The sequence below is a fragment of the Lentzea aerocolonigenes genome (genome assembly GCF_000974445.1).
Taxonomy (GTDB): Bacteria; Actinomycetota; Actinomycetes; order Mycobacteriales; family Pseudonocardiaceae; genus Lentzea; species Lentzea aerocolonigenes.
The window spans coordinates 58,858-85,744 of sequence record NZ_BBOJ01000005.1; the positions used below are offsets into that span (position 1 = coordinate 58,858).

Here is a 26,887-nt window from a genome sequence, read left to right on the forward strand (position 1 = left end):
ACGGACGGCTCCAACTTCGTTCCATGCCAAAGCGTTTCTCCACGACGCGCGGCCGCGAGCTCGGTGACGGTGTGCGTGCGGCCATCGCCGGTACCGGTCTGACCGGGCGCGAGATCTGCGAGAAGATCGGTTGGGATCCGAGCAAGTTGTCGGACCTCTTCCACGGCAAGGACGGGTGCTCGGCGCACACCGGCGTCAGCCGATCGCTCGCTCCGCACCCCAGGCCGCGATGTCCTCCCGGCTCTGCAGCCCGAGCTTCTCCCGCAACCGCTGCAACCGCGAAGCCACCGTCCGCACCGACACCCCGAGCCGGTTCGCGATCTGCTGGTTCGTCAGCCCCGAAGCCAGCAGCGCGATCACCCGCCGCTCGTGCTCGTCCAACGAGTCCGTGCGGTCCAGCCACACCTCGTCCTGAACGAACGCCTCGGTCTCCGCAGCCGTCAACGGCGTTGCAGCAGCCTCCGCGCGCGCAACGGGCAGCATCAGCCGTGCGGTGCGCATGGCGCCGGCGACCTTTTCCGCCCAGAACGCGTCCGGCACCACACCGACCGATCGCCGCAACGCCCGTCCGGTCGCTTCCAGCCGTAGCGCGCGCTCGGCCTGACCGCGCATCAAAGCCACAACGGCCAAGCCCTCCAGCGCGTCTGGTGCGGTCAACGGGTTGATGCCGTCCATGCGCAGCGCCTCGCGGAAAGCGTGCATCGCCTCGTCCAGGTCTCCCTGCACCAACGCCACGGCACCGCGTGTGTTCAGAGCAGAGGCGATGCGCGCGGGCATGCCCGACGCGCGCGAGATCGGCAACGCCTTCATGACGTTCTTCTCGGCGCGTTCGTGCTTGCCCTGCGACAAGGCCGTGCGTGCCAAATCCACCAAACACGTCGCACGCGCTAAGGGCTCGCCCAACAACTCGGCCACCCTCAGGCACTCTGCGTTGTTCTGCGCCGACGCCTCCCACTCGCCGGACGACTGCTGCACTGCCGCCAACGTGCTGCGACAGCTCATCGCCAGCGCCGGCAACGGGAGGTTCCGCACCAGCCGTGACGCCTCGCCCGACAACTCGGCGGCCTCGTCGTGGTCCCCCTGCTCGGTCGCGAACCGGGCGGCGTGGTTGAGCGCCACGCAGCGGTAGTCGTCCCGAGTGGACGGTCGTCGCAACGCGTCGCGCAACATCACTCGCGCCTGCCCGAGGCGTCCGCGTCGAGCCGCGGAGTCCGCCAGGGCCGCGGTCAGCAGCAGCAACCGTTCGTCGGAACGGTCAGCCGCCCATTCGACCGTGCCGAGCAGGCTGTCCACGTGGTTGTCGAGCTTCTGCTGCACCTCGGCCGGCACCGACAGCGGCGCGGTGACCAGCACGTCCGCCAGGTCCGTGAACCACCGGGCCAGCGCCTCGTAGGCGATGTCGAGCTCGCCGGCCGCCAGCAGCTTCTCCCTGGCGTGCAGCCGGACCGACTCCAGCTGCCGGAACCTCGTCGTGCCGGGGATCGCCGTCAGCAGCGACTTCGCCTGCAACCGCGACAGCACGTCCAGCACCGGTTCGGCGGATCGTTCCGACGAGCAGACCTCGGTCGCCGCGGCGAGGTCGAAACCGCCGTCGAACACGGAAAGCCGGCGCAGCGCGAACTGTTCGTCCGGCGCGAGCAACTGGTAGCTCCAGTCGATGGCCTCGCGCAGCGACCGTTGGCGCGACGGCGACTTCCGGCAGCCCAGCGTCAGGAGCTCGAGCGGCTCGTCCATGCGGTCGCAGATGTCCGCCACCGGCAACAACTGCACCCAGCGCGCCGCCAGCTCGATCGCGAGCGGCATCCCCTCCAGCCGTGCGCACAGCAACGCGACCGCGGCGGTGTTCTCGGGCGTCAAGCGGAAGTCGGGCTTGCGTTCGCGCGCCCGTTCCACGAACAGCTTCACGGCCTCGGAGCGCGGCGCTGCCGTCGTCACCAGGTCCCGATCCGTTGACGCAACCGGCAAACCCTCAACGTGAAAGCTGACCTCACCGGTGATCCACAGCGCCTCACGTGACGTCGCGAGCACCCGCACACCGGGGCAGCGGTTCAGCAGGACGTCGACGAGTTCGGCGCACGAATCGAGAAGGTGTTCGCAGTTGTCGAGGACTACGACCACTTTCATGTTCACGAGCGTTTCCACGACCGTGTCGCACAACGGTTCGTCCGGCTGCGCGACGACACCGAGCGCGTCGGCCACGGCGGGCATGACGTCGTCGGAAGCGGTGATCTCGCCGAGCTCGACGAGCAGGACCCTGTCCGTTCGCCCGCGCCGCAACCGTCCCGCGGCCTCCAGCGCGAGCCGAGTCTTGCCCGCACCCGCACTGCCCACGAGCGTAACGAGACGGTGCCTGCGCAACAGCTGGTCGAGCTTCGAGAGCTCCTGCTGGCGTCCGACGAACGAGTCGCGCGCGGCGGGCAGGTTCGACAGCACGCGCAGGTTCTGCCTGGTGGCGGGCGCGGGAGCGGAAACGGTGACACGGCGGCGATACGCCCGTTGGCGGCACGCGTTGGAGCAGTAGGACCTGCGCTGCTCGGAGGTGGCGGGAGGCAGCGTGCCGTCGCACAGGGCGCAACGTCCGGTGCTGGTCATGAGTCCCTCTCCTCGAGCCGTAACGGCAGGCCGTTCCTGTCTCGGTGCGGCGAACGCGCAGGTGGCGGGCGGTGGCCTGCCGTGTGCAACCCGTTACACGTCGGCGTGCGCGAGACGGTTCGCAACACGGTCGTTATGCCTGCCTTCCCGAGATCCTCGTTCGGGAACAAACTGGCGACTGGTCCGGTCTGACAGGGAGTGCGCATGACGTTGACGACGAGCACCTCGTGGGCGAGCGCAGGTCTGCAACTGGTGGACAAGTCGCGCACGATCACCGTTGGCATCGCTGACGACGAGGCTCTGGTCCGCACGGGAGTCCGTGGTGTGCTGGAACGTTCCGCCAACCTGGCGGTGGTCGGCGAGGCCGGCGACGGCGGCGGCGCGGTGGAGCTCGCGCGGCGGCAACGTCCGCAGGTGCTGCTGATGGACGCCGCGATGCCAGGCATGGAGAGCCTGGGAGCCGTGCGCATGATCCGCCGGCTCGTGCCGGGAACGCAGGTGATCGTGCTGTGCACCGCGCCGACCGAGGAGTTGCTCTTCCCGGCGCTGCGAGCGGGCGCGGCGGGATTCCTCTTCAAGAACAGCGAACCCGACGCGCTGGTGAACGCAGTCCGCGCCGTGGCAGCGGGCGAGGCGATCCTGTCGCCGTCCGCGACCCGAGCGCTCGTCGACCACTTCACCGGCGCCGACTCGGAACGCCGCGACGCCGCGCGCAGCCGCATCAGCCTGCTCACTCGACGGGAGCAGGAAGTGCTCGTGTACTTGGCGCAGGGCATGGCGAACGCACGCATCGCAAGGCTCATGTACCTCTCGGAGGGGGCGATCAAGGCCCACGTCAGCCGACTGCTGACGAAACTGCGGTGCGACAACCGCGTCCAGGCCGCTCTCATCGCACGCGACGCCGCCCTTCCCTGCTGAACTGACATTTCTGCAACGGCGTTGAAGTCAGACTAGCCACGGATTTTCGCGCGGCGAAGCAGGTCACCCGGTTGGCCCCGTCCATAGTGATGTCTCTTTCCCGCCAGCGTCTCGGCTGGACTCAAGGCATGCTTGCCTTCATGCGGCTGGAGAAGTTCTCGGAACGCTTGCCCTTTCAAGCACCTCTGTGTCCCGACAACTTGTTCGGCCACCTCATCGCCACCGCCGTGCCAGGCGTGGAGGAATGGCGCGACGGCGTCTACCGGCGCACCTTGCGGCTACCTGACGGATTCGGGATCGCGGCCCTGCAACCGTTCCCCGACCACATCGCGTGCACAGTGGAACTCTCGGATCCTCGCGATTTGGCTAGTGCTCTAGACCTTTGTCGCTTCCTGCTGGACCTCGACACCGATCCTTCTTCGGTGGACGATGCTTTGTCGGCCGATCCTCTTCTGGCACCACTAATTTCGACAGCGCCGGGCCGCCGAGTCCCGCGCACGGTGGACGGCGCGGAGTTCGCGATCCGTGCCGTGCTGGGCCAACAGGTCTCGACGAAGGCCGCCCGAACCCACGCCGCCCGCCTGGTGTCGCGCCACGGCACCCCGGTGGGCGACCTGCACCTGTTCCCGCTGGACTTCGACCCGGCCGACCTGGCGATGCCCGAGTCCCGCCGCCGCACGATGTCCGCGTTGCTGGAAGCACTTCAGTCCGGTTTGGACCTCTCACCTCACGCCGACCGCGCGGTCGCCCGCGAGTGGCTGGCGTCGCTGCCGGGGTTCGGGCCGTGGACTGTCGAATCGATTGCGATGCGTTCGCTGGGCGACCCGGACGCGTTCCTGCCCACCGATCTCGGGATCCGGCTGGCGGCCAAGGCGTTGGGGCTGCCTTCGACGCCGGCGGCGTTGGTGCGGCGTGCGGAGGCTTGGCGGCCTTGGCGGGCTTATGCGGTGCAGCACCTGTGGGCCACCGGTGATCACGAGGTGAATCGGATTCCGGCTTGAGCTGGGGGCGGGGGTTGCGCCGTTGGTGAGAAGTTGCGCAGCCGTCTGGTGCACCCCCACGCCCTTGAGGCTGGGTTGCCGGCTCAGGTCGGCGGCTCGCCTCTTCAGCGCTGTCTACAGTTTTAGCGCTGGCCGTCATCCCAGTGCTGGCCGCCCTGACCTGGCCGCCCCGATCCGGCAGCTGCCTCCTCGGCCCGGCCGACCCCAACCTTGCCTTTCCGGTCCTACTTCCTTGGCCCGGCCACCCTCAGGAGGTGTCGAGCCGCCGCATCCGTTGCATGCTCGCGTACATCGCCGCCGCCGACCCGTCCCGCACGAACCCCGGCAGCGGCGGCGGATCTTGCGCGAACCTCTGCAGGTCGGCGAACACGTCGAGCGCCGACGCGGGGCGGTCGTCGGGGTCCTTGGCCAGCAACCGTTGCACCACCGGGTCGAGCGCGCCCGGCACCGGCCGCGGGGGTTCCTTGACGTGCTTGTCGAACACCGCGTAGGCCGTCGGGCCGGTGAAGAGTTGTTCGCCGGTCAGCATTTCGTGCAGCACGCAGCCCAGCGCGTACAGGTCGCTGCGCGGTTCGGCGGTGCCGCGCTGGATCTGTTCGGGAGCCATGTAGGACGGCGTTCCCAGGATCTGGCCCGCGCGGCTGAACGGGGCCACGTCGCTCTCCTTGAGCAGCGCGAGGCCGAAGTCCAGGACTTTCACGGCGCCGTCGGGGCACAGCATCAGGTTGGTGGGCTTGAGGTCGCGGTGGCAGATGCCGTGCTCGTGGGCCTCGGCGAGGACGGCGGCGGTTTGGGCGGCGATGTTCGCCGCCCGGGATTCGGGGAGCGGGCCGAACTCGCCCACCAGGTCGGCGATCGTCACGCCGTCCACGAACTGCATGACCTGGAACAGGCGCTGGTCGTACGTGCCGAAGTCGTACAGGACCGGGACGCCGGGATGCTCCAGCTTGGCCACGATCCTCGCCTCGCGCGCGAAGCGGTGCTGCACCTCCTCGTCGCTGCCTGGGAGGCGCAGGAGCTTCACCGCGACCCGTCGATCCAGGCGCAGGTCCCGGCCCTTGTGCACGGAACCCATGCCACCCCGCCCCAACGGCAGGTCGTCGATCTCGTAGCGGTCGGCGATCAGCACCCGCGAAGCCTAACCGCCGGTCCCTGGCCGCTGCCCCCGCGCGCTTCCTCGATAGCGAGGCGACCGTAACAGCGTTTCAGGACATCTCGAACGGGTGAATCTGCCCTGATCACGCTGGTCGGATCTGTCCGCTCAGAAGCCCATTGTAGCCCAAACGAACCAGCGCGGCTGCTTCTTCCAGACCTGTCTCCAGCGCCTTGAGCTGGGCGAACGCCTGTCCGTACCGGCGCTGTTCCTGGATCGGCAGTGACGGCACCTGCGTCCGCCGGACGTCGAGGCGCGTCGAGCCGGTCGGGGTGCGGGCGAACGCCGCGCGCAGCACGCCCTCCAGGTAGTCGGGGTCGACCTTCAAGGGATTGATCTCGTACGTCGCGCCGGTGGGGGAGGTGACGACGTGCTTGCCGGGGGCGCTGCGGACCAGTTCGCCGATCGTCGTCATCGGCACGGTGGTCTGTTCTTGCAGCGGTGGCAACGAAGGCAGCGCGAACGCCGGTTGTGCCGCGAGGTAGGTCGAGACGTCGGTGCCGCTGTGCCGGGCCGGGCTGAGGTCGACGTCGTCGTCGAGCAGGTCGATGACCCGCGTGTTCGGCTCGATCGGGCCTGGGCGTTCCAGCAACGCGATGTGCTCGGGCGCGCGGCCGACCGGGTTGCGCAGCAGCCACAGGTCGCGGCCCGGCTGCACGGTCATCACGCCGCGCAGAGCGCCGGCCCGCAACAGGTTGCCGCGGATTCGCTTGCCCGGACGGCGGGAGGCGGCGGCCGACGGCAGCAGGACCGCGACCAGGCCGCCGGGCTTGGCCAGCGAAAGGCAGTGCTGCACCCAGGCCAGCTCCGGTTCGCCGCGCGGGGGGAGTCCGTAGGTCCACCGCGCGTCGCCGACGAGCTCCTCGTGACCCCACGTCCGGTCGTGCCACGGCGGGTCGCAGAGCACCGCGTCGGCGCGGTGGGTGATGCCGTTGTGCCGCAACGAGTCGCCGGTGAAGATCTGCGCACGGGGCATCCGGCGCCTGGCGATGACCGCCGACACCGGGTCCAGCTCCTGGCCGATCTTGTGCCTGCCTGCGGACGCCATCAGCAGCGAACCCGTGCCGCACGCCGGATCGATCACCGTGTCGCCGTCGGTCGTGGCCAGGACGACGTCGACGACCTCGGGCGGGGTGGGGTTGAGCAGCCGTGAGTGCGCTTCGAGGTAGCGCTCGTGCAGGAACTCGAAGGTCGCGGGATCGGCGTCGACCGCGGCCAGCGCCTCGCCGAGCTTCAGGTCGTCCACGGTCCGGAGCTGGGTCCAGAGGCGTTCGGCGGGAGAGACGCGGAACGGCTTGCCGTTGCGCCGAAGCCATGCCTCCACGTCGCGCAGCAGGTACAACGGACTGGAGGCCGTCCCGCCGACCGGCGACGGGAAGTCCTCGAACCGCCGCCGCCAGTTCGACACGGCTGCCCGCCCCACGTCTGCGAGGCGCGCTATGTCACCGGCGTTGACCGTCTCATCCATGTTCACAACCGTATTGCTTGTGAAGTGAGTTCACAACTGATGTACTGGAGGCATGACACACGAGCTGCGCATCGCCGTGGCGACCGATCCGGGGCTCGTCCGCGAGCACAACGAGGATTCGGTCTACGTCCGGCCGGACCTGCAGGCCGTGGCCGACGGCATGGGCGGCCACGAGTACGGCGAGCTCGCCAGTGCGATCGCGGTGGACGTCCTGGCGGCGTGGCAGGGCGACCTCGGACCCGCGGTCACCGAGATCGCGCGCAGGCTCGACGCCGAGACCCCGCAGGGCACCGGCACCACGCTCACCGCGATGCGCTGGGAGGGCCTCGCGTTCCAGCTCGCTCACATCGGCGACTCCCGCGCGTACGTGCTCAGGGAGGGCGAGCTCCGCCAGATCTCCCACGACCACACCATGGTGCAGGCCCTCGTCGACGCCGGCCGGATGACGCCGGAGGAGGCCGCGAACCACCCCCGCCGCGCCTACGTGCTCAGGGCGCTCCAGTCCGGCAGCTCGCACGACCCGGACCTGTCGTGGCACCAGGCCAAGATCGAGGACCGCTACCTGCTGTGCAGCGACGGCCTCACGGACTACGCGGACATCGAGGACGTCCACGAGATCCTGCTGTCCACACAGGACGGTACGGAGGCGGCCTGGCAGCTGATCGCGCTCGCCAACGGCAACGGCGGCCCCGACAACATCACGTGCGTGATCACCGACGTCGTCAAGAAGAAGTGGTGGCAGCGCTAGAGATGGGAACGGTCCCCGGCACGACGTGCCGGGGACCGCAGCTTCAACAGGGTGTTACAGGTTGGCCGGCATGCCCGACTCGTCGGCAGCCGCCGTCGAGGAACCGCTGAGCAGGTCCTTGACGATCTTGTTGGCCTCCTTGACGGCCGGCGTGATCATCTTGATCTTGATCTTGCCGTTGGTGAGCTTGCCGCCGACGTCGAACGTCTTGTCCTCACCGGGCAGCGGGAGCCCCTGGCAACCGGTGAACTGCTTGCGCGGGGTCGCACCGGTCTGGAAGTAGAACGTGATCGGGTCGTCGACGCAGTCCGTGTTGTACGGGAACAGGCCGTGCGAGCCCTCGTTGTCGACGCTGATCATCTTGGCGTTCGGCAGGGCCTTGGCCGTCGCGAGACCACCCTCGTACGCGGTGGCGGCGTCGAGTTCGCTCTGCGCGACCAGCAGACGCGGGAACGTCTTCTTGTCCGGCTTCGGCATCGAGTTCTTGGTCGGCCAGTAGGCGCACAGCGGCGTGTCCATGAACGGCGCGATGAACGGCGCGTTCACGGTCAGGTCGGCCAGCCAGTACTTCCAGTAGTGCAGGTTCTGGTTCCACTGACCGTCCTGGCAGCGGATGGCCTCGAACGTGGCGTCCCAGGTCTCGACCTCGGCCGCGGCGGTCGTGGACTTCACCGCGACGCGCTCCTTCTTGGCGATCGCGGCGAGCGCGTTCTGCTTGCCCTTGGCGATGAACGCCTTGTTCTCGTCCGTCAGGCCCGGCGTCGCGAGCATCTTCGAGACGAGCAGCTCGACCTTCTCCGAGTCCGTGCCGGCGGCGGCGGAGTCACCGATCACCGCGGACACCGCGGAGGCGGCGGTCGGGTACTGGGTGGTGTCGTACATGGCCGGGATCACGAACCACGCGACGAACAGCTGGCCGAGGAACTCACGGGTGCCGCCGGCCTTCTCCCACTTGCGGCGGATCTCCATCGGGTCGGTGCCCTGCGCGTACTTGGCGTCGTTGCGCGCCATGTACGGCAGCAGCGCCTCCTGGAACTGGCGGTCGCGGGTGCGCGGCTGCAGGTCCCACGTGTTCTCCAGCGTCGACTGCGAGGCGTCGACGGCCGAGTCGAGCAGCATCCGGTGGACCTTGCCGGGGAACGTGGCGGCGTACCAGGTGCCGAGCCACGTGCCGTAGGAGTAGCCGATGTACGAGGTCTTCTTCTCGCCGAGCAGGACGCGGATGAAGTCCATGTCGTACGTGGTCTGCTCGGTCGTGATGAACGGCGTGAGCGGGTTCTCGAGGCAGCCCTTGACCTTCGCCCTGTTCAGCACGTCGGGGTCGGTGCTGCTCGGGACGGTGTAGCTGCACGTGAGCGGCGTGGAGAGGCCGACACCGCGCGGGTCGAAGCCGATGAAGTCGTACTGGCCGGCGAGCACCGGGGCGCGCAGGGCCATCGCCGCACCCCACGGCAGGCCGGAGCCGCCGGGGCCACCGGGGTTGACCAGCGCGATGCCCTGGCGGCTGGTGCCCTTGTAGGCGGTCTCGGTCTTGGAGACGCGGATGCCGATCGTGTTGCCGTCGGCCGGGTTGTGCCAGTCGCGCGGCACCTGGACGGTGGCGCAGGCCAGGCCCTTGACGGTCTTGAACTTCTTGACGGTCTCCTCGGCCACGCCGGGGAAGGTGCACTCTTCCCACTTGACGGTCTGGGTGGCCAGGGCGCCCGCGAGCGCCTGCGTGTCCGGGTCCTGCTTCGCCGCCGCGTTCGCCGTCGGCGTCAGCACGACGCTGGTGGCGATCAACACCCCTGTCACCGCGGCGATGCCGCCTCTGAAGTACTGCCTCACGGTGGATCCCTTCCTGCCCCCGACACGGCTGGGTTCAGCCGTGCCTTCAGAAGGTGAGGAAGGGACAAGAACGTTTTTGACACTCGCGGGTGATGGCAGAAAGTCGCCATGTCTGGAAACTGTCACCAAAGGTGTTCACAGAGTGATGAACACCCAAGCGTTCGTGACCTTGCGTGACTAGAGCCAACCTCGCCGTGATGCCTGCACGCCGAGCTGGAACCGCGTCTGGGCGCCCAGCAACTGCTGGAGCCGGCTCACCCTCCGGTGCACCGTCCGTTCGCTGACGCCGAGCTCGCGGGCGATCGACTCGTCCGTCAGACCCGCGCTGAGCAGCGCCATCAGGCGCCGCGTCGCAGTCGTCGGCTCTTCCCTGGTGTCTTCCTGGCTGCCCGGCGTGATCGACACCGCCATCCGCCAGAACGCCTCGAACAACTCGACGAGCGCGCTCAGCAGCACGGACGGGTGAATCAGCAGCGCCACGACGTTCCCGCCGGTGACCGTCGGCACCGCGATCAGGGCCCGGTCCGAGTCGGCGATCACGAGCTTGAGCGGCACGCCGGGAAACGCCCGCGCCTGCTCGCCCGCCGCGATGCTCTCCTGCACCGACGCGAATCCTTGAGCTGTCTGCAACAACGCCGACTCGTACACGACCCGGTACGCGACACCGCGGGCCAGCGCGGGAGGTTGCGCGGGACTCGCCTCCGGCTGCGGGCTGAGGTAGGAACCGGGATCCAGCGCCCGGACCTCCGTCTTGGCCTGGCTCTGCATCTCCTCGAACGCGCTGATCACCTCGCCGGCGTCCTTGAGGACCTCGACGAAGTCGACCTCCTTCGCGCCGCGCTCGGCGTACGCGGCGGCCAGGACCTCGGCTGTCTCCCTGGCCCGGACGGCCGCGGCCTCGTGACTCGACGCGATCGCGGCCAGCGCCGACCGCGGAGGACGCACGTCGTTGTTCCTGACCAGTCCCAGACGTTCGAGCTCGTCGTGCGCCGCGCCGGGCTCCGCGTGGTCACCGCGCAACATCGCCAGGTACAACTTCTCGGCTTCCGGCGACAACCCCTCGTGCACCCGACTCCCCTCGGTGGCTCTGAACCGAAGGTACCTGCCCGAACAGGTGGAACAGCCGTTAGGCGAACCGGCGCAGCGCCCCGAGGAACATCGCGTCGAACGCCCGGTCCGACAACACCCTGCGGGCGAACAGGATCGGCCGCGCCCCGAAGCCCGCGGCGTACCGCGTGCGAGGCCGGCGAGCCTGTGCCGCCTTCACGATGACGTCCGCGATGACCTTCGGCTCGCTGCCGCGCTCGGCCTGCGAGAAGAGCCCGGACAACTGCCGCACCTGCTCCTTGTAGGCGCCGCCGCCGGACGTCTTCTGCATGTTCTCGACGGCGATTCCGCCCCACTCGGTCTTGATCCCACCGGGCTGGATCACCACGACGTCGATCCCGAACGGCTTCAGCTCCAGGCGCAACGAGTCGCTCAGACCTTCGACCGCGAACTTCGTCGAGTGGTACCAGGCACCCAGCGGTTCGTAGATCCGTCCGCCGATCGACGACACGTTCACGATCCGCCCGCTCCGCTGCTCCCTCATGTGCGGCGCGACGAGCTGCACGAGCCGGGCGAGCCCGAACACGTTGACCTCGAACTGGTACTTCGCCTCGTCGAGCGGCACGTCCTCGACGGCGCCGTACGAGCCGTACCCGGCGTTGTTGACGAGCACGTCGATGCGGCCGGTCTCAGCGATGATCTTCTTGACGCCCTCGACCATCGACTCGTCGTTGGTGACGTCCATCGCGAGCACCCGGATGCCCTGGGCGGCCAGGCCTTCCATCCGTTGCACCCGGCGGGCTGCCGCGTAGACGGTGTAGCCCGCTTTGTGCAGCTCGAGCGCCGTGGACTCGCCGATGCCCGACGAGGCACCCGTGACCAGTGCGACCTTCATGACCCGCTCCTAACTAACCGGTTGGTTGATTAGAATCAGGCAACCACGCCTTCGCTCGCTTGTCAACCAACTAGTTGGTTAGACTGGCTGTGTGGTGAGGGACAAGAAAGCAACGAAGGCGAAGCTGCTGGAAGCGGCACTGACGGAGTTCGCCACCTACGGCATCGCGGGTGCGCGGGTGGACCGCATCGCGTCCAACGCGGGCTGCAACAAGGCGATGATCTACGCCTACTTCGGGAGCAAGGAGGATCTCTTCGAGGAGGTACTGAAGATCCAGATCGCCCGCGTGATCGAAGCTGTTCCCATCACGCCGGACGACCTGCCGGGCTACGCCGGTCGTCTGTTCGACACCTACGAGCGGCAGCCTGAACTGCTCAGGCTCGCCGGGTATCACCGGCTCGAGAACGGCTTCGAGGCGATCAGCAAGGCCGAGGGTGACATGCACGTCGAGAAGGTGGCCGCGATCGCTGAGGCACAGCGCTCCGGCCGGCTGCCGGCGGAGTTCGAGGCCGAAGAGCTCCTAGGTCTCGTTGTCCACATGTCGATACTGGCGTTCTCCACCCCGGTTGCGACTCGCGCACTGGTCGTCAAAGCTGTGGCGCGGCTTGTGGGTCAGCGCGCCGAACAGCGGTTTGCTCACCGGACCGAAGATCAGCTCCGGCGCAGCAGGTAGGTGTCCATGATCCAACCCTTGCGCGCACGGGCTTCCTCGCGCACCTCGCGGATCTTCGCGGCCACGTCCCCCACGCGCCCCGACACCAGGATCTGGTCCGGCATCCCGAGGTATGCGCCCCAGTAGATCCACGTGTCCGGGTCCACGCCCTCGAACGAGTACTTCGCGTCCAGCATCACGGCCACGTCGTCCACATCGGACGGCCACCCGGCGGCCAGCCTGCGGCCGGTCGTGATCTGCACGGGCTTGCCGACCTGGTTGAGCGACACCTTGTGGCCGGCCGTCAGTGCCGCGACGGACGTCACGCCCGGAATGACGTCCACCGAGAACTCCGAACCGCGGGCCTGCAGGTCGTCGAGGATCGCCAGTGTCGAGTCGTACAGGGACGGGTCGCCCCACACCAGGAACGCGCCGACCTCGTCCTCACCCAGCTCCGACAGCAGTTCCAGGCACACGTCCGCCCTGGCACGGCGCCAGTCGTCGACCGCTGCCACGTAGTCGGTGGCACCGCGGTCGCGCTCCGGGTCCCTGCCCTCGACCCACCGGTACGGCCGCGTCACGTGTGCCGCCAGGATCGACGAACGCAGATCGACGAGCTCCTGCTTCACCGAACCCTTGTCCAGCACGAAGAACACGTCGACCGTCTGCAACGCCTTGACGGCCTGCACCGTCAGGTGGTCGGGGTTGCCCGCGCCGATACCGATGACCAGGATCTTTCGCACCGCGACACACTAACTCAGCCCATCAGTGCGGCCGTTCGATCAGTGCGCCAGCACGTGCAGGATCCTGACCGGCTTCTTCGGTGCGCCGTCCAGCGTTCCGTCCGGCTGAGGCACGATCCCGGCCTTCACGATGCGGTCCAAGGTGTCCATGCCGAACGTGACGTGGCCCATCACCGTGTACACGGGCCGGATGTTGGCGAACGAGTGCACGATGAAGAACTCGCTGCCGTTGGTGCCCGGTCCCTGGTTGCCGTACGCGATCGTGCCGCGCGGGTAGGTCTCCTTGCCGGTGACCTCGTCGGCGAACCGGTAGCCGGGGCCGCCCTCCTCCGCCCGGTAGATGTCGCCGCACTGCAGCACGCCCAGGCGCGTGGTGTCGGTCAGGCGCCAGCACTGCGTCATCGTGTAGAACCAGCTCCGGGCCAGGTGCGCGAAGTTCGCCACGCCGCACGGGGCGTTGGCGCGGTCGAGGTCGGCGGCGACCACGCCGTAGTTCGTCACGATGGTGACCTTCACGGTGCCGCGCGCGGGCACCACCGCGGGCGGTGGCTGGACCGGGCGGGCCGCCGGGTTCTCGGGCGTGGGGATGAACTCGCACTTCGCGGTCGGTGGGATGGCCGGTGCCGCGGAGGCGACCGGGGCGAGGACGACCATCATCAGGACAGCGAGCAGTAGCCTCATGCGAACTGACCGTAGTCGTCGCGGGCCTCACGCGGGAACGGTTTCTCGCTGCACGGCACGGCGCCGCGGCTTGCGTTCCAGCCACCACTGCGAGATCAGCAGCGGGATCGTCCAGCCCGTCCACGTCGAGATCCCCGCGATCGTGGTCGGCAGGTCCGCCTCCGGCACGTGGTCGGCCAGCAGCAGGAACGCGAGCACGCCCCAGATCCGGTTGGTGATGATCGAGACGGTCAGGGCGAAGCTGCGGATCATCCACTTGCGGTGGTCGCGGAACTGTCGTTGCCTCGCCGCACGCCACGCCAGCCACGTGAACGTCAGCCACAGCGCGGCCAACAGCACGTTGCTCACCTGAGCGACCGGGCCGAACGGGGTCATCCAGCCGATGATCAGCCCGGCCAGACCGGCTGGCAGCACGCCTGCCACCACGTACACGCGGCCGATCCGGCGGTGCCACGCGGGGAAGCGGCCGCGGAACCACGGCCAGATCTGCACGACGCACGTCAGGATCGCGATCGACGCGCAGACGACGTGCACCACGAGCAGGGGGTAGTGCGGCCCCCAGTCCGACTGCACCCGTGCCTGCACGCGGTCACCGGTCAGATACGGCGGCAGCGAGAACGCAACGAACGCCACCACCACAAAGGCCAACGGGCCCACCCAAGGCTTGCGCAACCACGTCATGAACGCAGCTTCTGCGGCGCCGCTTACCGATCACGCACCGATCGCTGACGTGGCCTTCTGACACCTCGCTGACAGCAGCTGTCAGGTCGCTGTGAGTGCGCATCAGCAGTGTCAGGGCCATGGAGCCGGGGCCGCCCGGCAACCCGAGGGGGCTCGCCGTGACCGGCTACATCACCGACTGACTTTCCTTGCCGCACAAGCAGTTCGAAGAGGGAGCAGCATGTCTGACCCGAGAGCGACGGACCGGAGGTGCTGAACCTCCGCAAGTCCGCGTTGACCGCGGTCACCGCCTTGGCCGTGCTCGTGCCGCTGGTGAGCACCGGCACGGCCCAGGCGGAGGTCCGCACGTTCACCGCCACGACCGCCCTCGACGGCCGCACCGTCAAGGACCCCGGCGTGCCCGTAGGTCAGAAGCGCGTGGCCGACATGTACCTCAAGGGCGAGAAGGTCGACGTCGTCTGCCAGGACACCGGTCCCGAGTACGGCGGCAAGAAGATCTGGGACTTCACCACCGACAACCTGTGGGTGCCCGACAACTACGTCAAGACCGGCACCGACGGGTTCGTGCAGGACCTGCCGCGTTGCGGCACCGACGGCATCGAACCCGGCCAGGCACCGCCCGGCAACGCGGTCCACGGCCGCAGCAACGGTCCGGCGGGTCCGGCGACCGGCACCAACGCCGAGAAGGTCCAACGGGTGATCGACACCGCGAAGTCCCAGATCGGCAAGGGATTCCTCTACTCGTGGGGTGCGGGCGGCAAGGGCGGGGCGTCGTACGGCGTCCACCACTACCCGGACAACGACCCGTCGCAGGGCGATGACTACCACCGCCTCGGCTTCGACTGCTCCGGACTGACGCTCTACGCGTTCTGGAAGGGCGCCGGCGTCGACATCGGTGCGTGGACCGGCGCGCAGAACGTCAAGGGCCGCGCGGTGGCGATGGCCGATCGCAAGCCGGGCGACCTCGTGTTCTGGGGACGTTCGGACAACGACGAGGACGCGACCACGCACGTCGCGCTCTACCTGGGCGACAACAAGATCCTGGAGGCCGCGCCGCCGCGTGACGGCAGGAGCGTCCGGATCAGCGAGCTGAACAGCCACGGAACGCCGTATTCCGAGGTCCGCCGGATCTTCGGGTGAACGAGGGGAAGTCCATGAGCGTCAAGAGAGTGCTGTCCGCGGTGGCGGGCCTGGCGATCGGCCTGGGCGTGCTCGTGGTCGGTGGCCCGCAGGCCTCCGCCGCGACCAACTGGCAGATGCCGTTCCCGTGTGGACAGACGTGGACCGGTCAGACCCGCGGTCCGAACGACACCCACCCGCACAACCCGTTGGAGGCCATCGATTTCAGCCGCGCCGACGCCCAGGGCGACGTGGTCGTCGCGTCCGCGGCGGGCAAGGTCAAGCGGGTCGAGAACCGCGGCAACGAGAGCTACGGCCGCTGGATCGAGATCGACCACGGCAGCGGCTGGACCACCCGCTACGCCCACCTGTCCGTGCAGAGCGTCTCGGTCGGCCAGAGCGTCTCGCAGGGCCAGAAGATCGGCAACGTCGGCAACACCGGCAACTCGAGCGGCCCGCACCTGCACTTCGAACAGCTCAAGGACGGTGACCCCAAGCGAGTCGTCCTGAACGGCGCCCAGGTGCACTACTACGGCGCGCGGAGCTACAAGAGCAACAACTGCGGCGGCGGTGGCTCCACCAACCCGTACACGCCGGAAGAGGCGTGCGGCGACGGCTACAAGGTGATCGACGGCGCCAACGTCGTCGGTGCCCGCGTTTCCCTGCTGTACAACGCTTCCAACGGGTACAACTGCGTGGTGGCGATCAAGACGACGAAGATCGGCACGGCGACCGACGTCGGCGCGTTCCTCGAGGTGCAGGGTTCGGCCCGCACGACCGACCGCGACGAGTACGGCTACTACGCCGGTCCGGTGAAGAAGAAGGCCGCCGACAAGTGCGTGAAGTGGGGCGGCATGGTCGGTTCCTCCAGCTACACCAGTGGTTTCGAGCACTGCGACTGATCAGCTGACCAGACTGTCCAACAGGTTGTCCCTCCGCAGACCGGGTGTGCCGAGCAGTTCGGCCGCCCGGTCCGCGTGCTTGTACCGTCCTGCCTCGGCCAGCACGAGGTGCGCGACACCCTCGCCGTAGCGGTCGCCGCGAGCGCTCGTGATCTCCAGACAGCGCTCGGCGTCCTGCCTCGCCTCAGTCGGCTTCCCTTGAGCCAGAAGAACTTTCGCCCGGCACAGCAACGCCTGCCACTCGTCGTTGTGCTCGCCCGTCACCCGGCACAGCTCGATGCACTCGCCCAGCGCCGCCTCGGCCTCGTCCAACCGGCCGAGCTTGAACAGCGCCTGTCCCTGTGAGGCCAGCGCATACGCCGTTCCCGCGGCGTCCTGGTGTGCACGGGCGTGCCGCAAACTCTCCACCGCGGCCAGGAGCGCCTCGTCGTAGGCACCGGCCACCTGGTGGACCTGGGCCAGCGCCGAGAGCGGAACCCGTTGTGCGCCAGCGGGTCCGTGGTCCGCGGTGAGCACGATGGCCTGCCGCAGCGTTTTCTCGGCCGCGTCGAGCTCACCCGTCTCGCGTTGGATCGTGCCGATGCCGGTGAGCGCACGGCCTCGGCCGAACGGGTCGTCGGCGCGTGCTTCGAGGACTTCTTCCAGCTGGGCGCGGGCCGTGGCGAACTCGCCGATCCTGCGGTTCGCGGCCGACCGCACCAGAAGTGCGGTCTCCGCGGCCTGCGAGGTGCCGATGGTCTGCGCCGCCTCGTGCGCGATGCGGCCCAGTTCGATCAGGTCGGCGACTCTGTCCTGTTTGAACAGGTGCGGGTACAGCATGTGCGCGATCGCCAGGGCGTGCTCCGCGAGTCCCGGTTCCGCCACGGTCGATCGGGCCGCCGCGAGGAGGTTCTCGGCCTCCTCCGTCAGCCACTGCAACGGCTCGTCGATGTCCTGCCGGGGGTCGGTGTTCGTGAGCGCGCCGTACGCGTGCGGGCGCAGCTTTCGCAGTGCCGCGGCCAAAGTCTCGCGGTACTGCGTGAGCGCGCGGGTGAGGGCGTCGTGCTTCTCGTCGTTCACGTGCTCGGCGCCGAACAGCCTGAGCAGGTCGTGCACCCGGTACCGCTCGGGGCCGCACGGTTCCACGAGCTTGGCGTCCACCAACGGGTCCAGCGCGCGGTCGACGTCGTCCTGCCCGAGCAACGCCCGCGCGGCCTGCTCGCTCACGGTGGGCACGTTGAGGCAGCACAACAACGTGAACGCCCTGGTGGAGCCCGCGTTCAGGCCCTCGAAGCCCAGCTGGAAGCTCGACCGCACGCCGAGGTCGTCGAAGTTCAGCTCGTCCAGCCGGTGCCGCTGGTCCGCGAGCCTCCTCGCGAACGTCGCGGTCGTCCAGTCCGGCCTCGAACGCAGCCGCGCGGCCGCGATCGTCAGGGCCAGCGGCAGGTGGTCGCACGCCCTCGCGACCTGCCTGGCCGCCTCGCTGTCGTCGCCCAGGAGCTTGATCGCGTCGTCCTCCGGCAACGGGCCGAGCCGCACGTGCCGCGCGCTGAGCGTGGCCAGCATGCGCCGGCTCGTGATCAGCACCGTCGAACCGGCGTCGCCCGGCAGCAGCGGACCGACCTGCGCCGCGTCCACCGCGTTGTCCAGCAGGATCAGCACCTCGCGCCGCGCGAGGGTCGACCGGTAGAGCGCCGCGGCCTCGGAGGTGTCGGTGGGCACCGCGAGCGGTGGTGTGCCGAGCGCGCGCAGGAACCGTCTGATCACCTCGGCGGGGGAGAGCGGCGCGCGGCCCGGCGTGGCGCCGTGCAGGTCCACGTACAGCTGCCCGTCGGGGAAGCGGGCGGCCATCGCGTGCGCGGCCGCGGTGGCCAGTGCGCTCTTGCCCTGCCCTCCCGGTCCGTGCACGGCGATCACGTGCTCGGACGTGCCCGTGATCAGCTCGATCTCCGCGCGGCGCCCGACGAACGGTTCCGGCGCCTTCGGCAGCTCGCGCGGCACGGCCGGGATGTCGCCCTGCAGGATCGCCGCGTGCAGGTCCTTGAGCTCCTGGCCGGGATCGAGCCCGAGCTCGTCGGCGAGCAGCCGCCTGCCCTCGTCGTACGTCCTGAGCGCGTCCGCCTGCCGTCCGCCGCGGTGCAGCGCCACCATGAGGGCGCCCCGCAACCGTTCCCGCGTCGGGTGCTGCGTGACGTACCCGGTCAGCTCGCCGATCACTTCGTGGTGGCGGCCGTCCTTGAGCGCCTTGTCGACGCGGCGCTCGATCGCTGCGAGCCGCTCCTCCTCCAGCTGGTTCGCGAACTGGGTGTTGGTGGTCAGCTCGACCAGCGCCGGCCCGCGCCAGTGGCTCAGCGCCTCGTCGGGGTCCCGCGCGTCCCGGAAGAGCTGCAGGTCGAGCGACCGGTCGGGGATGTCGAGCCGGTACCCCTGGTGCGACCACTCCAGCGACACCCCCGGAAGGTCCTTCAACGCCCTCCTGAGCTGCGAGACGTGCACCTGGACGGCCTTGCGCGCACTGACGGGCGGATCGCCGTCCCACAGGATCGACATCAGGTGGTCGACGCTCACGGTCTGGCCGGCGTGCAGGAGCAGCAGAACGAGGACCTGGCGCGGCTGGCCTGCGGGAATGCGCACGTCCCGCCGCCCGTGCGTGACGAGCAGCGGCCCAAGCACCCCGAACCGAACGCCGTCCACGGCCTCCACGATAGTCCGTTGATCACCCGCTCTCACCGCATCCACAGTGGACGGACCCGCGACTCGTGACCGGGTGTGCAAACTTCGGGTGGAAAGAGCGCGGCGATGACATGCGACATGAACTCGGACCGTCTGACCAACGGATCAGAAATGTTCTGGATGCGCCCCGGGTGTCCGCCAACAGGTCGAAGGCGCGAGCGTGGAAGCGCTCCCGGTGGCACGAGGTGTGCGAATCGCCGTCGAGCAGCGAAAAGTCGTGCAAAAATCGTTCGGGGGCAACACGCGCGGGAGGAACGGCGACACAGCGAAAACAGAACAGTGATTTGCGGTAGCGTCCGTATTAGTGGGTCACCTCATTGGAGTAACGGCGGTGCCGCGATCATCCCAAGTCGGGCATCATCACCTGGCTCGACCAAGTCGTAGAACGAGGGGTCTCGTGTGACCATCTTCCGTGCCGGCCGTACCGGAGCGTGGTGGATGTACCTGGTGGCAGGTCATCTGCTGCTGGGTGTCTACTACCTGATTCCGGTCAGCCCTGCGGGGACAACGGGACAAACGGTGCGGGTGGTGCTCTACTGCACGATCAGCGCCTCGGCTGCCATCGCGACATTCACAGGTGTCAAGCGCAACCGTCCCCAATGGAGGCGGCCGTGGGTGTTCCTCGCGCTCAGCCAGGTCGTTTACGCGATCGCGGACCTCACGTTCTACACATCGCACTACGTCTTCCAGTACACGGTTTACCCGTCGCTCGCGGACATCTTCTACCTGGGGCATTACCCGTTGATGGTGACGGGCGTGATCCTGCTGATCCGCCGTCGCACACCGGGACTCGACCTGCCGAGCCTGCTGGACGCCGCGGTGCTCGCGATGGTGGCGGGCATGGCGTCGTGGTTGTACGTGATCGGCCCGCAGGCGCGGCTCACGTCGCCCGCTCTGGTGAAAATCGCCTCGCTCGGCTATCCGATGATGGATCTCGCGCTCTTCGTGGTGGCGTTGCGCCTGATCTTCGGCGCGGGGCCGCGGCCCCGCGCGTTCGTCCTGCTGACGGCGAACCTGCTGGGAATCCTGACCGCCGACACAATCTACGTGCTGCAGCGGCTGGACGGCAGCTACCACGCCGGCAACTTCCTCGACGCCATCTGGCTGTCGGCCAACCTGTGCATGGGCGCCGCCGCGCTGCACCCGACGATGGCGCGGCTCGTCGACCGCGCGCACGTCAAGGACGTCGGCCTGAGCCGCGGCCGGATCATCGCGCTGTCGTCGGCCGCGCTCGCCGCGCCGGTGCTGATGCTGATCCACGACGTCGGTCAGTCGTCGCAGGACGTGCTGGTGATCGCGATGGGCAGCGCGCTGCTGTCGTTGCTGATCATCGCCAGGCTCGCGGGGCTCGTGGCGGACCAGCGCAAGCTCGCGATCACCGACAGCCTCACCGGATTGCACACCCGCAGGTTCTTCGAAGCGCAACTGCCGTTGGAGATAGCTCGCGCCCGCCGCAACGAGGGCTCGGTCGCGGTGTTCATCATCGACGTCGACCGCTTCAAGTCGATCAACGACAACTACGGCCACCCGGCAGGCGACGACGTGCTGATGGAGGTCGCGGCACGGCTGCGCGCGGCGTCGAGGTCCGGTGAGGTGCTCGCGCGCTACGGCGGCGAGGAGTTCGCGCTCCTGGTCCCGGACGCGGGTCCCGGCAGGCTGTCCGTGATCGCGAACCGGCTGCGGGAACGCGTCGCGGAGAAGCCGATCCCCGTCAACGCGGGCAACGACGACATCCCGTTGTCCGTCACGGTCTCGGTCGGGTCGGCGAGCTTCCCGACGCACGGCGACGGCCCCGACGACATCGTGGTGATCGCGGACCGCGCGCTGTACGCGGCGAAGGCGGCCGGGCGCAACAGGATCGCGGTCGGCCCCGAGCCGTTGCCCGCGGTCGACCCCGACACCGACGGCGCGATGGCGGAGTTCCTCTGCCAGGTCGCCGACCGGGTGGACGGCTGGCTGCACCGCTACGACCACAGCCGTTCGGTGTCGCGTTGGGCGGGCGTGGCCGCGGGGGAGTTCGGGCTCGACGCGCCGACGACCAGGGTGGCGCAGCTCGCCGGGCGCCTGCACGACATCGGCAAGATCATCATTCCCGAGGTGGTGCTCACCAAGCCCGGCGCGCTCACCGAGGAGGAATGGCGGCTGCTGCGCCAGCACCCGGACTTCGGCTACCGGCTCGCGAGGATGGTGCCGGGGTTCGCGGGTGTGGCGCACGTCATCAGGCAGCAGCACGAGCGTTACGACGGCAGCGGGTACCCGGACGGGCTGCGCGGCGCGGACATCCGTGCGGAAGCGAGGATTTTGTCCGTATGCGTGGCTTGGGCCGCGATGCGGTCAAATCGTCCACATCAGACCGCACTGGACGAGAACCGCGCTCGGCGCGAACTGTGGGCGGGACGGGGCGAACAGTTCGATCCGGACGTCGTGGACATGTTCCTCGATCTGCACACCCAGGGGACGATCGGAATGTTGCGTCCGTCCGGATTGTCCGTTCAGGAGGCTGGATTCCCGGCGGACTTCCGGCCTTGATCACCGGGTGATGGCATGCTCTGCGCCATGAGCACGGAGTACGCCATTCCCGCTGAGGTGCCGAGTCCGGAACGACCGGCACCACCGGGAGGGCCGCTGGGGAGGTGGCTGCTCGCGGACCGGGTGGCGCCCTCGGGCCCGGAGAGCCACGACTCCCACGCGAAGCCGCACGCGTGGTGGAAGGTCATGACGCTCACCGGCGTCGACTACTTCTCCACGCTGTCGTACCTGCCGGGCATCGCGGCTCTGGCGGCCGGCGCGTTGTCGCCGCTCGCGACGTTGCTCATCGTCGCGCTGACGTTGCTCGGCATGCTGCCGATGTACCGGCGGGTGGCGAAGGAGAGCCCGAACGGCCAGGGCTCGGTCGCGATGCTGGAGGACCTGCTGCCGTTCTGGCGCGGCAAGATCTTCGTGCTGGTGCTGCTCGGGTTCGTCGCGACGTCGTGGATCATCACGATCACCCTTTCCGCCGCCGACGCCTCGGTGCACGCGCTGGAGAACCCGTACGTGCCCCAGTCGCTGCACGGGTACGAGATGGCGTTGACGATCGTGCTGCTGCTGATCCTCGGCGGCGTGTTCCTGCTGGGCTTCAGCGAGGCCGTGGGCGTCGCGATCCCGCTGGTCGCGGTGTTCCTGGCCCTGAACGCCGTCGTGGCCGTGGTGGGCATGGTGGACGTCTTCGCGACGCCGGACGCTCTCGACCGCTGGATCGCCGCGCTGGGAGCGCACGGCAACGGCGTCTTCGGGGTGATCGGCCCGGCGATTCTGGCGTTCCCGCTGCTGGTGCTCGGTTTGTCCGGCTTCGAGACCGGCGTCAGCATGATGCCGCTGGTCGCCGCGGACGGGAAGACCGCCCAGGAGCGGATGGAGAGCCGGGTGCGCAACACCCGCAAGCTGCTCACCACCGCCGCGCTGATCATGTCGGTGTACCTGATCGCGACGTCGTTCATCACCACCGTGCTGGTGCCGCAGGACAAGTTCGCGCCGGGTGGCCCCGCGAACGGTCGTGCGCTCGCCTACCTCGCGCACGAGCTGCTCGGTGAGGTGTTCGGCACGGTCTACGACATCAGCAGCATCCTGATCCTGTGGTTCGCGGGTGCGTCGGCGATGGCGGGCCTGATCAACATCGTGCCGCGGTACCTGCCGTCCTACGGCATGGCACCGGAATGGGGTCGCGCGGTCCGTCCCGTGGTGATCGTCTACACGGTCATCTGCATCATCATCACGATCATCTTCAAGGCCGACGTCAACGCGCAGGCCGGCGCGTACGCCACCGGAATCCTCGCGATGATGGTCTCCGGGTCGTTCGCGGTGACGGTGTCCGCGTGGCGCAAGAAGCAGCGCGGCGCGACGATCGGCTTCATCGTGCTGACGCTGGTGCTGGTGTACGCGCTGGTGGAGAACGTGATCGAGAAGCCGGACGGCATCACGATCTCCTTCGGCTTCATCATCGGCATCGTGGTGATCTCGTTGATCTCCCGCATCTCGCGCACCACCGAACTGCGCGTCGACAAGATCAAGTTCGACGAGACCGCGCGGAAGTTCATCACCGACACCATCTCCTACGACAACCGGATCACGCTGATCGCGAACCGCCGCCAGGCCGGTGACAAGGACGAGTACGACGAGAAGGAGTTCGAGCAGCGCGGCATCAACCCGGTGCCCGGCACCGCGGACGTCCTCTTCCTGGAGATCGACATCGTCGACCCGTCGTCGTTCAGCCACGTGCTGTGCGTGCGGGGTGTCGAGGTCGACGGGCACCGCGTCCTGCGCGCTTCCGCTCCTGCCGCACCGAACGCGATCGCGGCGATCCTGCTGGCGTTGCGCGACTCCACCGGCGTGATCCCGCACGCGCACTTCGAGTGGTCGGAAGGAAACCCGCTGGGCCACCTCTTCCGCTACCTGATCCTCGGCCGCGGCGATACTCCTCCGGTCGTACGCGAAATCATCCGCTCGGCCGAGGCGGATCCGTCTCGGCGCCCACGCGTGCACGTCGGTTAGCTGGAAGACTCCCCCTGTACGTCCGACTACAGGGGGAAGGACGCCACATGCTCCGCAAGTTGCTGGTCTCGTTCGTCGTGCTCGCGACGGTCGGGGCGGGGATTGGTCCTGCTGTCGCAAGCGAATCCAGACCCAGGCCGGTGCGTTCGTGCGCCGATCTGGTGCGCTCGTTCGACGTTCCGGCCGCCCGCACGCAGGTCAGGTCGGCGGCGGTCGTCTCCGGTGCCACGGAGTTCTGCGACGTGCGCGGCACGATCGAACCGAACATCGGGTTCCAGCTGAAGCTGCCGACCCGCACCTACCAGGGCCGCTACCTCCAGTACGGCTGTGGCGGATTCTGCGGGATCATCGACGATCCGGACTTCCCGCAGGGCTGCGGGCCCTCCTTCGGTGACGCGGCGGTGGCCGCGACCGACGACGGGCACCAGGTCTCGCTGGAGAACGGGTTCGACACGACCTGGGCCGCGAACAACCAGAAGGCCCGCGACGACCTCTTCTTTCGCGCACCACACGCGTTGTCGAAGGTCTCCAAGCACATCATCTCCGTCTTCTACGGCAAGGCGCCCAAGACGTCGTACTTCAGCGGCTGTTCCAACGGCGGCCGCGAGGCACTGCTGCTGGCCCAGCGGTATCCGCACGACTTCGACGGCATCATCGCGGCGGCGCCCGCTGCCTACTACACCGCGCTGATCGGCTACCAGGCGTGGATCGCGCGCAACGCCATCCCGAACGACAAGATCTTCCTGTTGCACGGCGCGGTGATGCAGGCCTGCGACGGGCTCGACGGGTTGGTGGACGGGCAGATCGACGACCCGCGCCTGTGCAAGTTCGATCCCGCAACGCTCGCGGGCCAGCTGACCGATGACGAGATCGCCCGCGTCCGGCGGCTCTACGCCGGGCCGTCCGACCGGGGCACGCGGCTGTATCCCGGCGGCCAGGCCTACGGTTCCGAGATCTCGTGGACGTTCTGGCTCAACCCGACGCCGGAGTTCGGCCAGGCGATCGCGGCCGGGCTCGCGGACAACGCGTTGAAGCACCTCGTCTACCCGATCGGGCAGCCGCACTCGTCGCTCGCGACGTTCGAGTTCACGGTGCGCGAGTTCCGGCGGCTGGTGCCGGAAACCGTGAAGGCGAACGCGTTGTCGCTGGACCTGCGCGAGTTCCGGCGTTCCGGCGGCAAGCTCATCATCTGGCACGGCGCCGGTGACCAGGGCATCCCGTTCGAGGGCACGCTCGACTACTGGCAGCGCCTCACCGGCGGCAGGACGCCGGACTGGGCCAGGCTCTTCGTCGTGCCGTCGATGTGGCACTGCGCCGGCGGCGACACCCTGACGGAGTTCGACCCGTTCCGCGAGCTCGTGTCGTGGGTCGAGGGCGGCAGGGCGCCGTTCCGGGTCATCGCGTCCGGCCGGGACCAGGCGGGCAACGTCGTCCGCACGCGTCCGGTGTTCCCGTATCCGTTGCGCGCCAGGTACGACGGTTCGGGATCGGTGGACGACGCGGCGAACTTCGTTGCGGCGCCCGGGTTCGGGTTCCACGACCGGATCAGGTGGGCCGGTGAGGATCTGCACTACCGGCCCGGACCCGTTGCCCCTTAGCGGAACTTCTCAACGGCGGCAGAGATGGCCTTGTCCAGGCTGTTGCCCTCCATGATGACGTGGCCGGCGTCGTTCAGAATGACGAGCTCGGCGTCCGGCCACCTCTTCGCGACCTCCCACGCCGTGTACAGCGGTCCGCCGAAGTCGTTGCGGCCGTGGATCAGCACGGCGGGGATGCCCTTGAGCTTGTCGAGGTTGTCGAAGATGTAGTTCGGTTCGAGGAACGCCTCGTTGCCCCAGTAGTGCGTGACGGTCCGCGCCAGTTGGTAGCGCATCACCGGATCCTCGTACCGGGTGCCCTCGAAGTTGTTGTCGCCACCGGTGATCGTGGACAGGTCCCACTTGCTCCAGTCCCACGCCGCTTTCTCACGGACGGCGGGGTCCGGTGAGTTGAGCAGTTTGTTGTAAGCCAGGGCGAGATTGCCGTCGCGGTCTTCCTCGGGAACGCCGTCGCGGAACGCGTCGAAGTAGTCCGGGTAGAACAGGCCCAGGCCGCGGGTGATCCACGCGTGCTCTTCCGGGCGGGAGGTGGTGACGGCGGGGATGATGATCTCGCTGACCCGGTCGGGGTGCTGGATCGCGTAGGCGAGGATCAGGGTCGAGCCCCAGGACCCGCCGATCAGCAGCCACTTGTCGATGCCGAGGTGCTCGCGGAGCTTCTCCGCGTCGTCGATCAGGTGCTGGGTGGTGTTGTGCTCCGTGCTCGTGGCCGGGTCGCTGACGGGCGGGGTGCTCCTGCCCGCCCCGCGTTGGTCCCACAACACGAGTTTCCAGTGGTCGGGGTCGAAGTCCTCGCGCCATCGCGGGTTCGAGCCGGATCCGGGGCCGCCGTGGAAGACGCAGGCGGGTTTGCCGTCGGGGTTGCCGCTGACTTCCCAGTGGATGAGCTGGCCGTCGCCTACGTCGAGCATGCCCTGGTCGTAGGGCTCCACCTGTGGGTACATGCGGCGAGCGTATTCAGGCGGGGTGAGCGGTGCCGCTCATTTCCCGGCCCCGCGAGGCCTCCGATATGGATGAACGGCGCCTTCATCCACGTCACGTGGATGAAGGCGCCGTTCATCGAGCTGGGGGTCAGGCCTTCTTCTTGGCCGCGATCTGGTCGATGACCTCTGACTGCGACACGACGATCTTCCCGGCGAGCGCCTTCGAGCCCACGTGCACGCCCTCGGCCTGGGCCTTCTTGGCCATGTCGACACCGCTGCGCAGGTGCCGCGAGAGGGCGGCGAGGAACAGCTCGTCGAACTGCTTGCCCTGGGCGGCCTTGATGCCCTCCACGTCCTTGGCGGTCATCATGCCCGCCATCTTGTGCGTGGCGTTCGCGTCCTCGCCGGGCACCTGGATGTTCCAGCTGCGCAGGTAGGTGGCCATCTGTTCGATCTCGCCCGCCTCGGCGGTGGCGATCTTGTCGGCGATGTCGACGACGAACTGGTCCTTGGACCTCTCCATCGCGACCTTGGCGATGTCGATCGTCTGCCGGTGGTGAGGGATCATCTGCAACGAGAACTTCGCGTCCGCTTCGTTGGCGGCCGGCTCGTTCGAGCCGCCGCTGCCGCCGACTGTCGAACAGCCGACGAGCGCCAGTAGTCCCAGCACGATTACGAGCAGACGCGCACGCATGAA

At 68.5% G+C, this 26,887-nt stretch carries 21 protein-coding genes; 9 read left to right on the plus strand and 12 right to left on the minus strand.

Translation table 11 applies throughout. The features are described 5' to 3' along the window. Positions 1-195: 195 nt before the first annotated feature. Positions 196-2,592, minus strand: coding sequence for an ATP-binding protein (locus tag AOM45_RS10995; protein WP_030467489.1), 2,397 nt, complete (start codon positions 2,590-2,592; stop codon positions 196-198). Between the two features lie 204 nt (positions 2,593-2,796). Here AOM45_RS10995 and AOM45_RS11000 point away from each other — a divergent pair, with 204 nt between their 5' ends. Beyond that, positions 2,797-3,510, plus strand: a complete 714-nt coding sequence (locus AOM45_RS11000) for a response regulator (RefSeq protein WP_081902093.1) — start codon at positions 2,797-2,799, stop codon at positions 3,508-3,510. A gap of 140 nt (positions 3,511-3,650) precedes the next feature. Further along, entirely contained in the window at positions 3,651-4,511 is an 861-nt protein-coding gene (locus AOM45_RS49370) for a DNA-3-methyladenine glycosylase family protein (RefSeq protein WP_236703293.1), read from the plus strand. Between the two features lie 247 nt (positions 4,512-4,758). On the opposite strand, the gene AOM45_RS11010 is transcribed toward AOM45_RS49370, so the two are convergent. After that, positions 4,759-5,640, minus strand: coding sequence for a serine/threonine-protein kinase (locus AOM45_RS11010; protein ID WP_030467486.1), 882 nt, complete (start codon positions 5,638-5,640; stop codon positions 4,759-4,761). A gap of 109 nt (positions 5,641-5,749) precedes the next feature. Beyond that, on the minus strand, positions 5,750-7,132 hold the full coding sequence (locus tag AOM45_RS11015; RefSeq protein ID WP_051783320.1) for an N-6 DNA methylase: 1,383 nt from the start codon (positions 7,130-7,132) through the stop codon (positions 5,750-5,752). Positions 7,133-7,184: 52 nt separating this feature from the next. Between AOM45_RS11015 and AOM45_RS11020 the strand changes: the two genes are divergently transcribed. After that, entirely contained in the window at positions 7,185-7,880 is a 696-nt protein-coding gene (locus AOM45_RS11020) for a PP2C family protein-serine/threonine phosphatase (protein ID WP_035910125.1), read from the plus strand. Positions 7,881-7,934: 54 nt separating this feature from the next. Here the strand turns inward: AOM45_RS11020 and AOM45_RS11025 are convergent, their stop codons facing one another. The 3 genes from AOM45_RS11025 to AOM45_RS11035 all read right to left on the minus strand — a co-directional run bounded on the left by AOM45_RS11025 (position 7,935) and on the right by AOM45_RS11035 (position 11,649). Next, a complete protein-coding gene (locus AOM45_RS11025; protein ID WP_236703294.1) occupies positions 7,935-9,707 on the minus strand; it encodes an alpha/beta hydrolase in 1,773 nt (590 codons plus the stop codon). A 177-nt stretch (positions 9,708-9,884) separates the two neighbouring features. Beyond that, positions 9,885-10,775: a helix-turn-helix transcriptional regulator gene (locus AOM45_RS11030; RefSeq protein ID WP_030467482.1), complete on the minus strand. Its 891-nt coding sequence runs from the start codon at positions 10,773-10,775 to the stop codon at positions 9,885-9,887. 58 nt (positions 10,776-10,833) lie between these two features. Next, complete coding sequence (locus AOM45_RS11035; RefSeq protein WP_030467481.1) at positions 10,834-11,649, minus strand: oxidoreductase; 816 nt, start codon at positions 11,647-11,649, stop codon at positions 10,834-10,836. A 91-nt stretch (positions 11,650-11,740) separates the two neighbouring features. On the opposite strand from AOM45_RS11035, the gene AOM45_RS11040 reads away from it, so the two are divergent. Next, on the plus strand, positions 11,741-12,322 hold the full coding sequence (locus AOM45_RS11040; RefSeq protein WP_051783293.1) for a TetR/AcrR family transcriptional regulator: 582 nt from the start codon (positions 11,741-11,743) through the stop codon (positions 12,320-12,322). Here the strand turns inward: AOM45_RS11040 and cobF are convergent. From cobF to AOM45_RS11055, 3 genes are read right to left on the minus strand one after another with little or no spacing between them, the layout of a single operon-like run. Then, positions 12,301-13,044 carry a precorrin-6A synthase (deacetylating) gene (gene cobF / locus AOM45_RS11045; protein ID WP_030467479.1) on the minus strand — a complete coding sequence of 248 codons (744 nt, stop codon included), beginning with the start codon at positions 13,042-13,044 and terminating at the stop codon, positions 12,301-12,303. The genes AOM45_RS11040 and cobF overlap by 22 nt on opposite strands. A gap of 39 nt (positions 13,045-13,083) precedes the next feature. Further along, the gene (locus tag AOM45_RS11050) at positions 13,084-13,725 is read right to left on the minus strand and encodes a peptidylprolyl isomerase (RefSeq protein ID WP_035910122.1); all 642 of its coding nucleotides are present in this window, start codon (positions 13,723-13,725) and stop codon (positions 13,084-13,086) included. A 27-nt stretch (positions 13,726-13,752) separates the two neighbouring features. Beyond that, the gene (locus AOM45_RS11055) at positions 13,753-14,406 is read right to left on the minus strand and encodes a DUF2306 domain-containing protein (RefSeq protein WP_030467477.1); all 654 of its coding nucleotides are present in this window, start codon (positions 14,404-14,406) and stop codon (positions 13,753-13,755) included. Positions 14,407-14,655: 249 nt separating this feature from the next. Between AOM45_RS11055 and AOM45_RS11060 the strand changes: the two genes are divergently transcribed. After that, positions 14,656-15,546, plus strand: a complete 891-nt coding sequence (locus AOM45_RS11060) for a C40 family peptidase (protein WP_030467476.1) — start codon at positions 14,656-14,658, stop codon at positions 15,544-15,546. Between the two features lie 14 nt (positions 15,547-15,560). Continuing rightward, on the plus strand, positions 15,561-16,427 hold the full coding sequence (locus tag AOM45_RS11065; RefSeq protein ID WP_030467475.1) for a M23 family metallopeptidase: 867 nt from the start codon (positions 15,561-15,563) through the stop codon (positions 16,425-16,427). Here the strand turns inward: AOM45_RS11065 and AOM45_RS11070 are convergent, their stop codons facing one another. Then, positions 16,428-19,100 carry an AfsR/SARP family transcriptional regulator gene (locus AOM45_RS11070; protein ID WP_162185653.1) on the minus strand — a complete coding sequence of 891 codons (2,673 nt, stop codon included), beginning with the start codon at positions 19,098-19,100 and terminating at the stop codon, positions 16,428-16,430. Between the two features lie 438 nt (positions 19,101-19,538). On the opposite strand from AOM45_RS11070, the gene AOM45_RS11075 reads away from it, so the two are divergent. From AOM45_RS11075 to AOM45_RS11085, 3 genes are read left to right on the plus strand one after another with little or no spacing between them, the layout of a single operon-like run. Continuing rightward, complete coding sequence (locus AOM45_RS11075; RefSeq protein WP_236703298.1) at positions 19,539-21,668, plus strand: bifunctional diguanylate cyclase/phosphohydrolase; 2,130 nt, start codon at positions 19,539-19,541, stop codon at positions 21,666-21,668. Positions 21,669-21,695: 27 nt separating this feature from the next. After that, complete coding sequence (locus AOM45_RS11080; protein WP_030467472.1) at positions 21,696-23,669, plus strand: APC family permease; 1,974 nt, start codon at positions 21,696-21,698, stop codon at positions 23,667-23,669. A 47-nt stretch (positions 23,670-23,716) separates the two neighbouring features. After that, positions 23,717-25,267 carry a tannase/feruloyl esterase family alpha/beta hydrolase gene (locus tag AOM45_RS11085; RefSeq protein ID WP_030467471.1) on the plus strand — a complete coding sequence of 517 codons (1,551 nt, stop codon included), beginning with the start codon at positions 23,717-23,719 and terminating at the stop codon, positions 25,265-25,267. On the opposite strand, the gene pip is transcribed toward AOM45_RS11085, so the two are convergent. Both pip and AOM45_RS11095 read right to left on the minus strand, forming a co-directional pair. Further along, a complete protein-coding gene (gene pip / locus AOM45_RS11090) occupies positions 25,264-26,211 on the minus strand; it encodes a prolyl aminopeptidase (RefSeq protein ID WP_030467470.1) in 948 nt (315 codons plus the stop codon). The genes AOM45_RS11085 and pip overlap by 4 nt on opposite strands. Before the next feature lie 127 nt (positions 26,212-26,338). Then, positions 26,339-26,884, minus strand: a complete 546-nt coding sequence (locus tag AOM45_RS11095) for a DUF305 domain-containing protein (protein WP_030467469.1) — start codon at positions 26,882-26,884, stop codon at positions 26,339-26,341. Positions 26,885-26,887 lie beyond the last annotated feature (3 nt).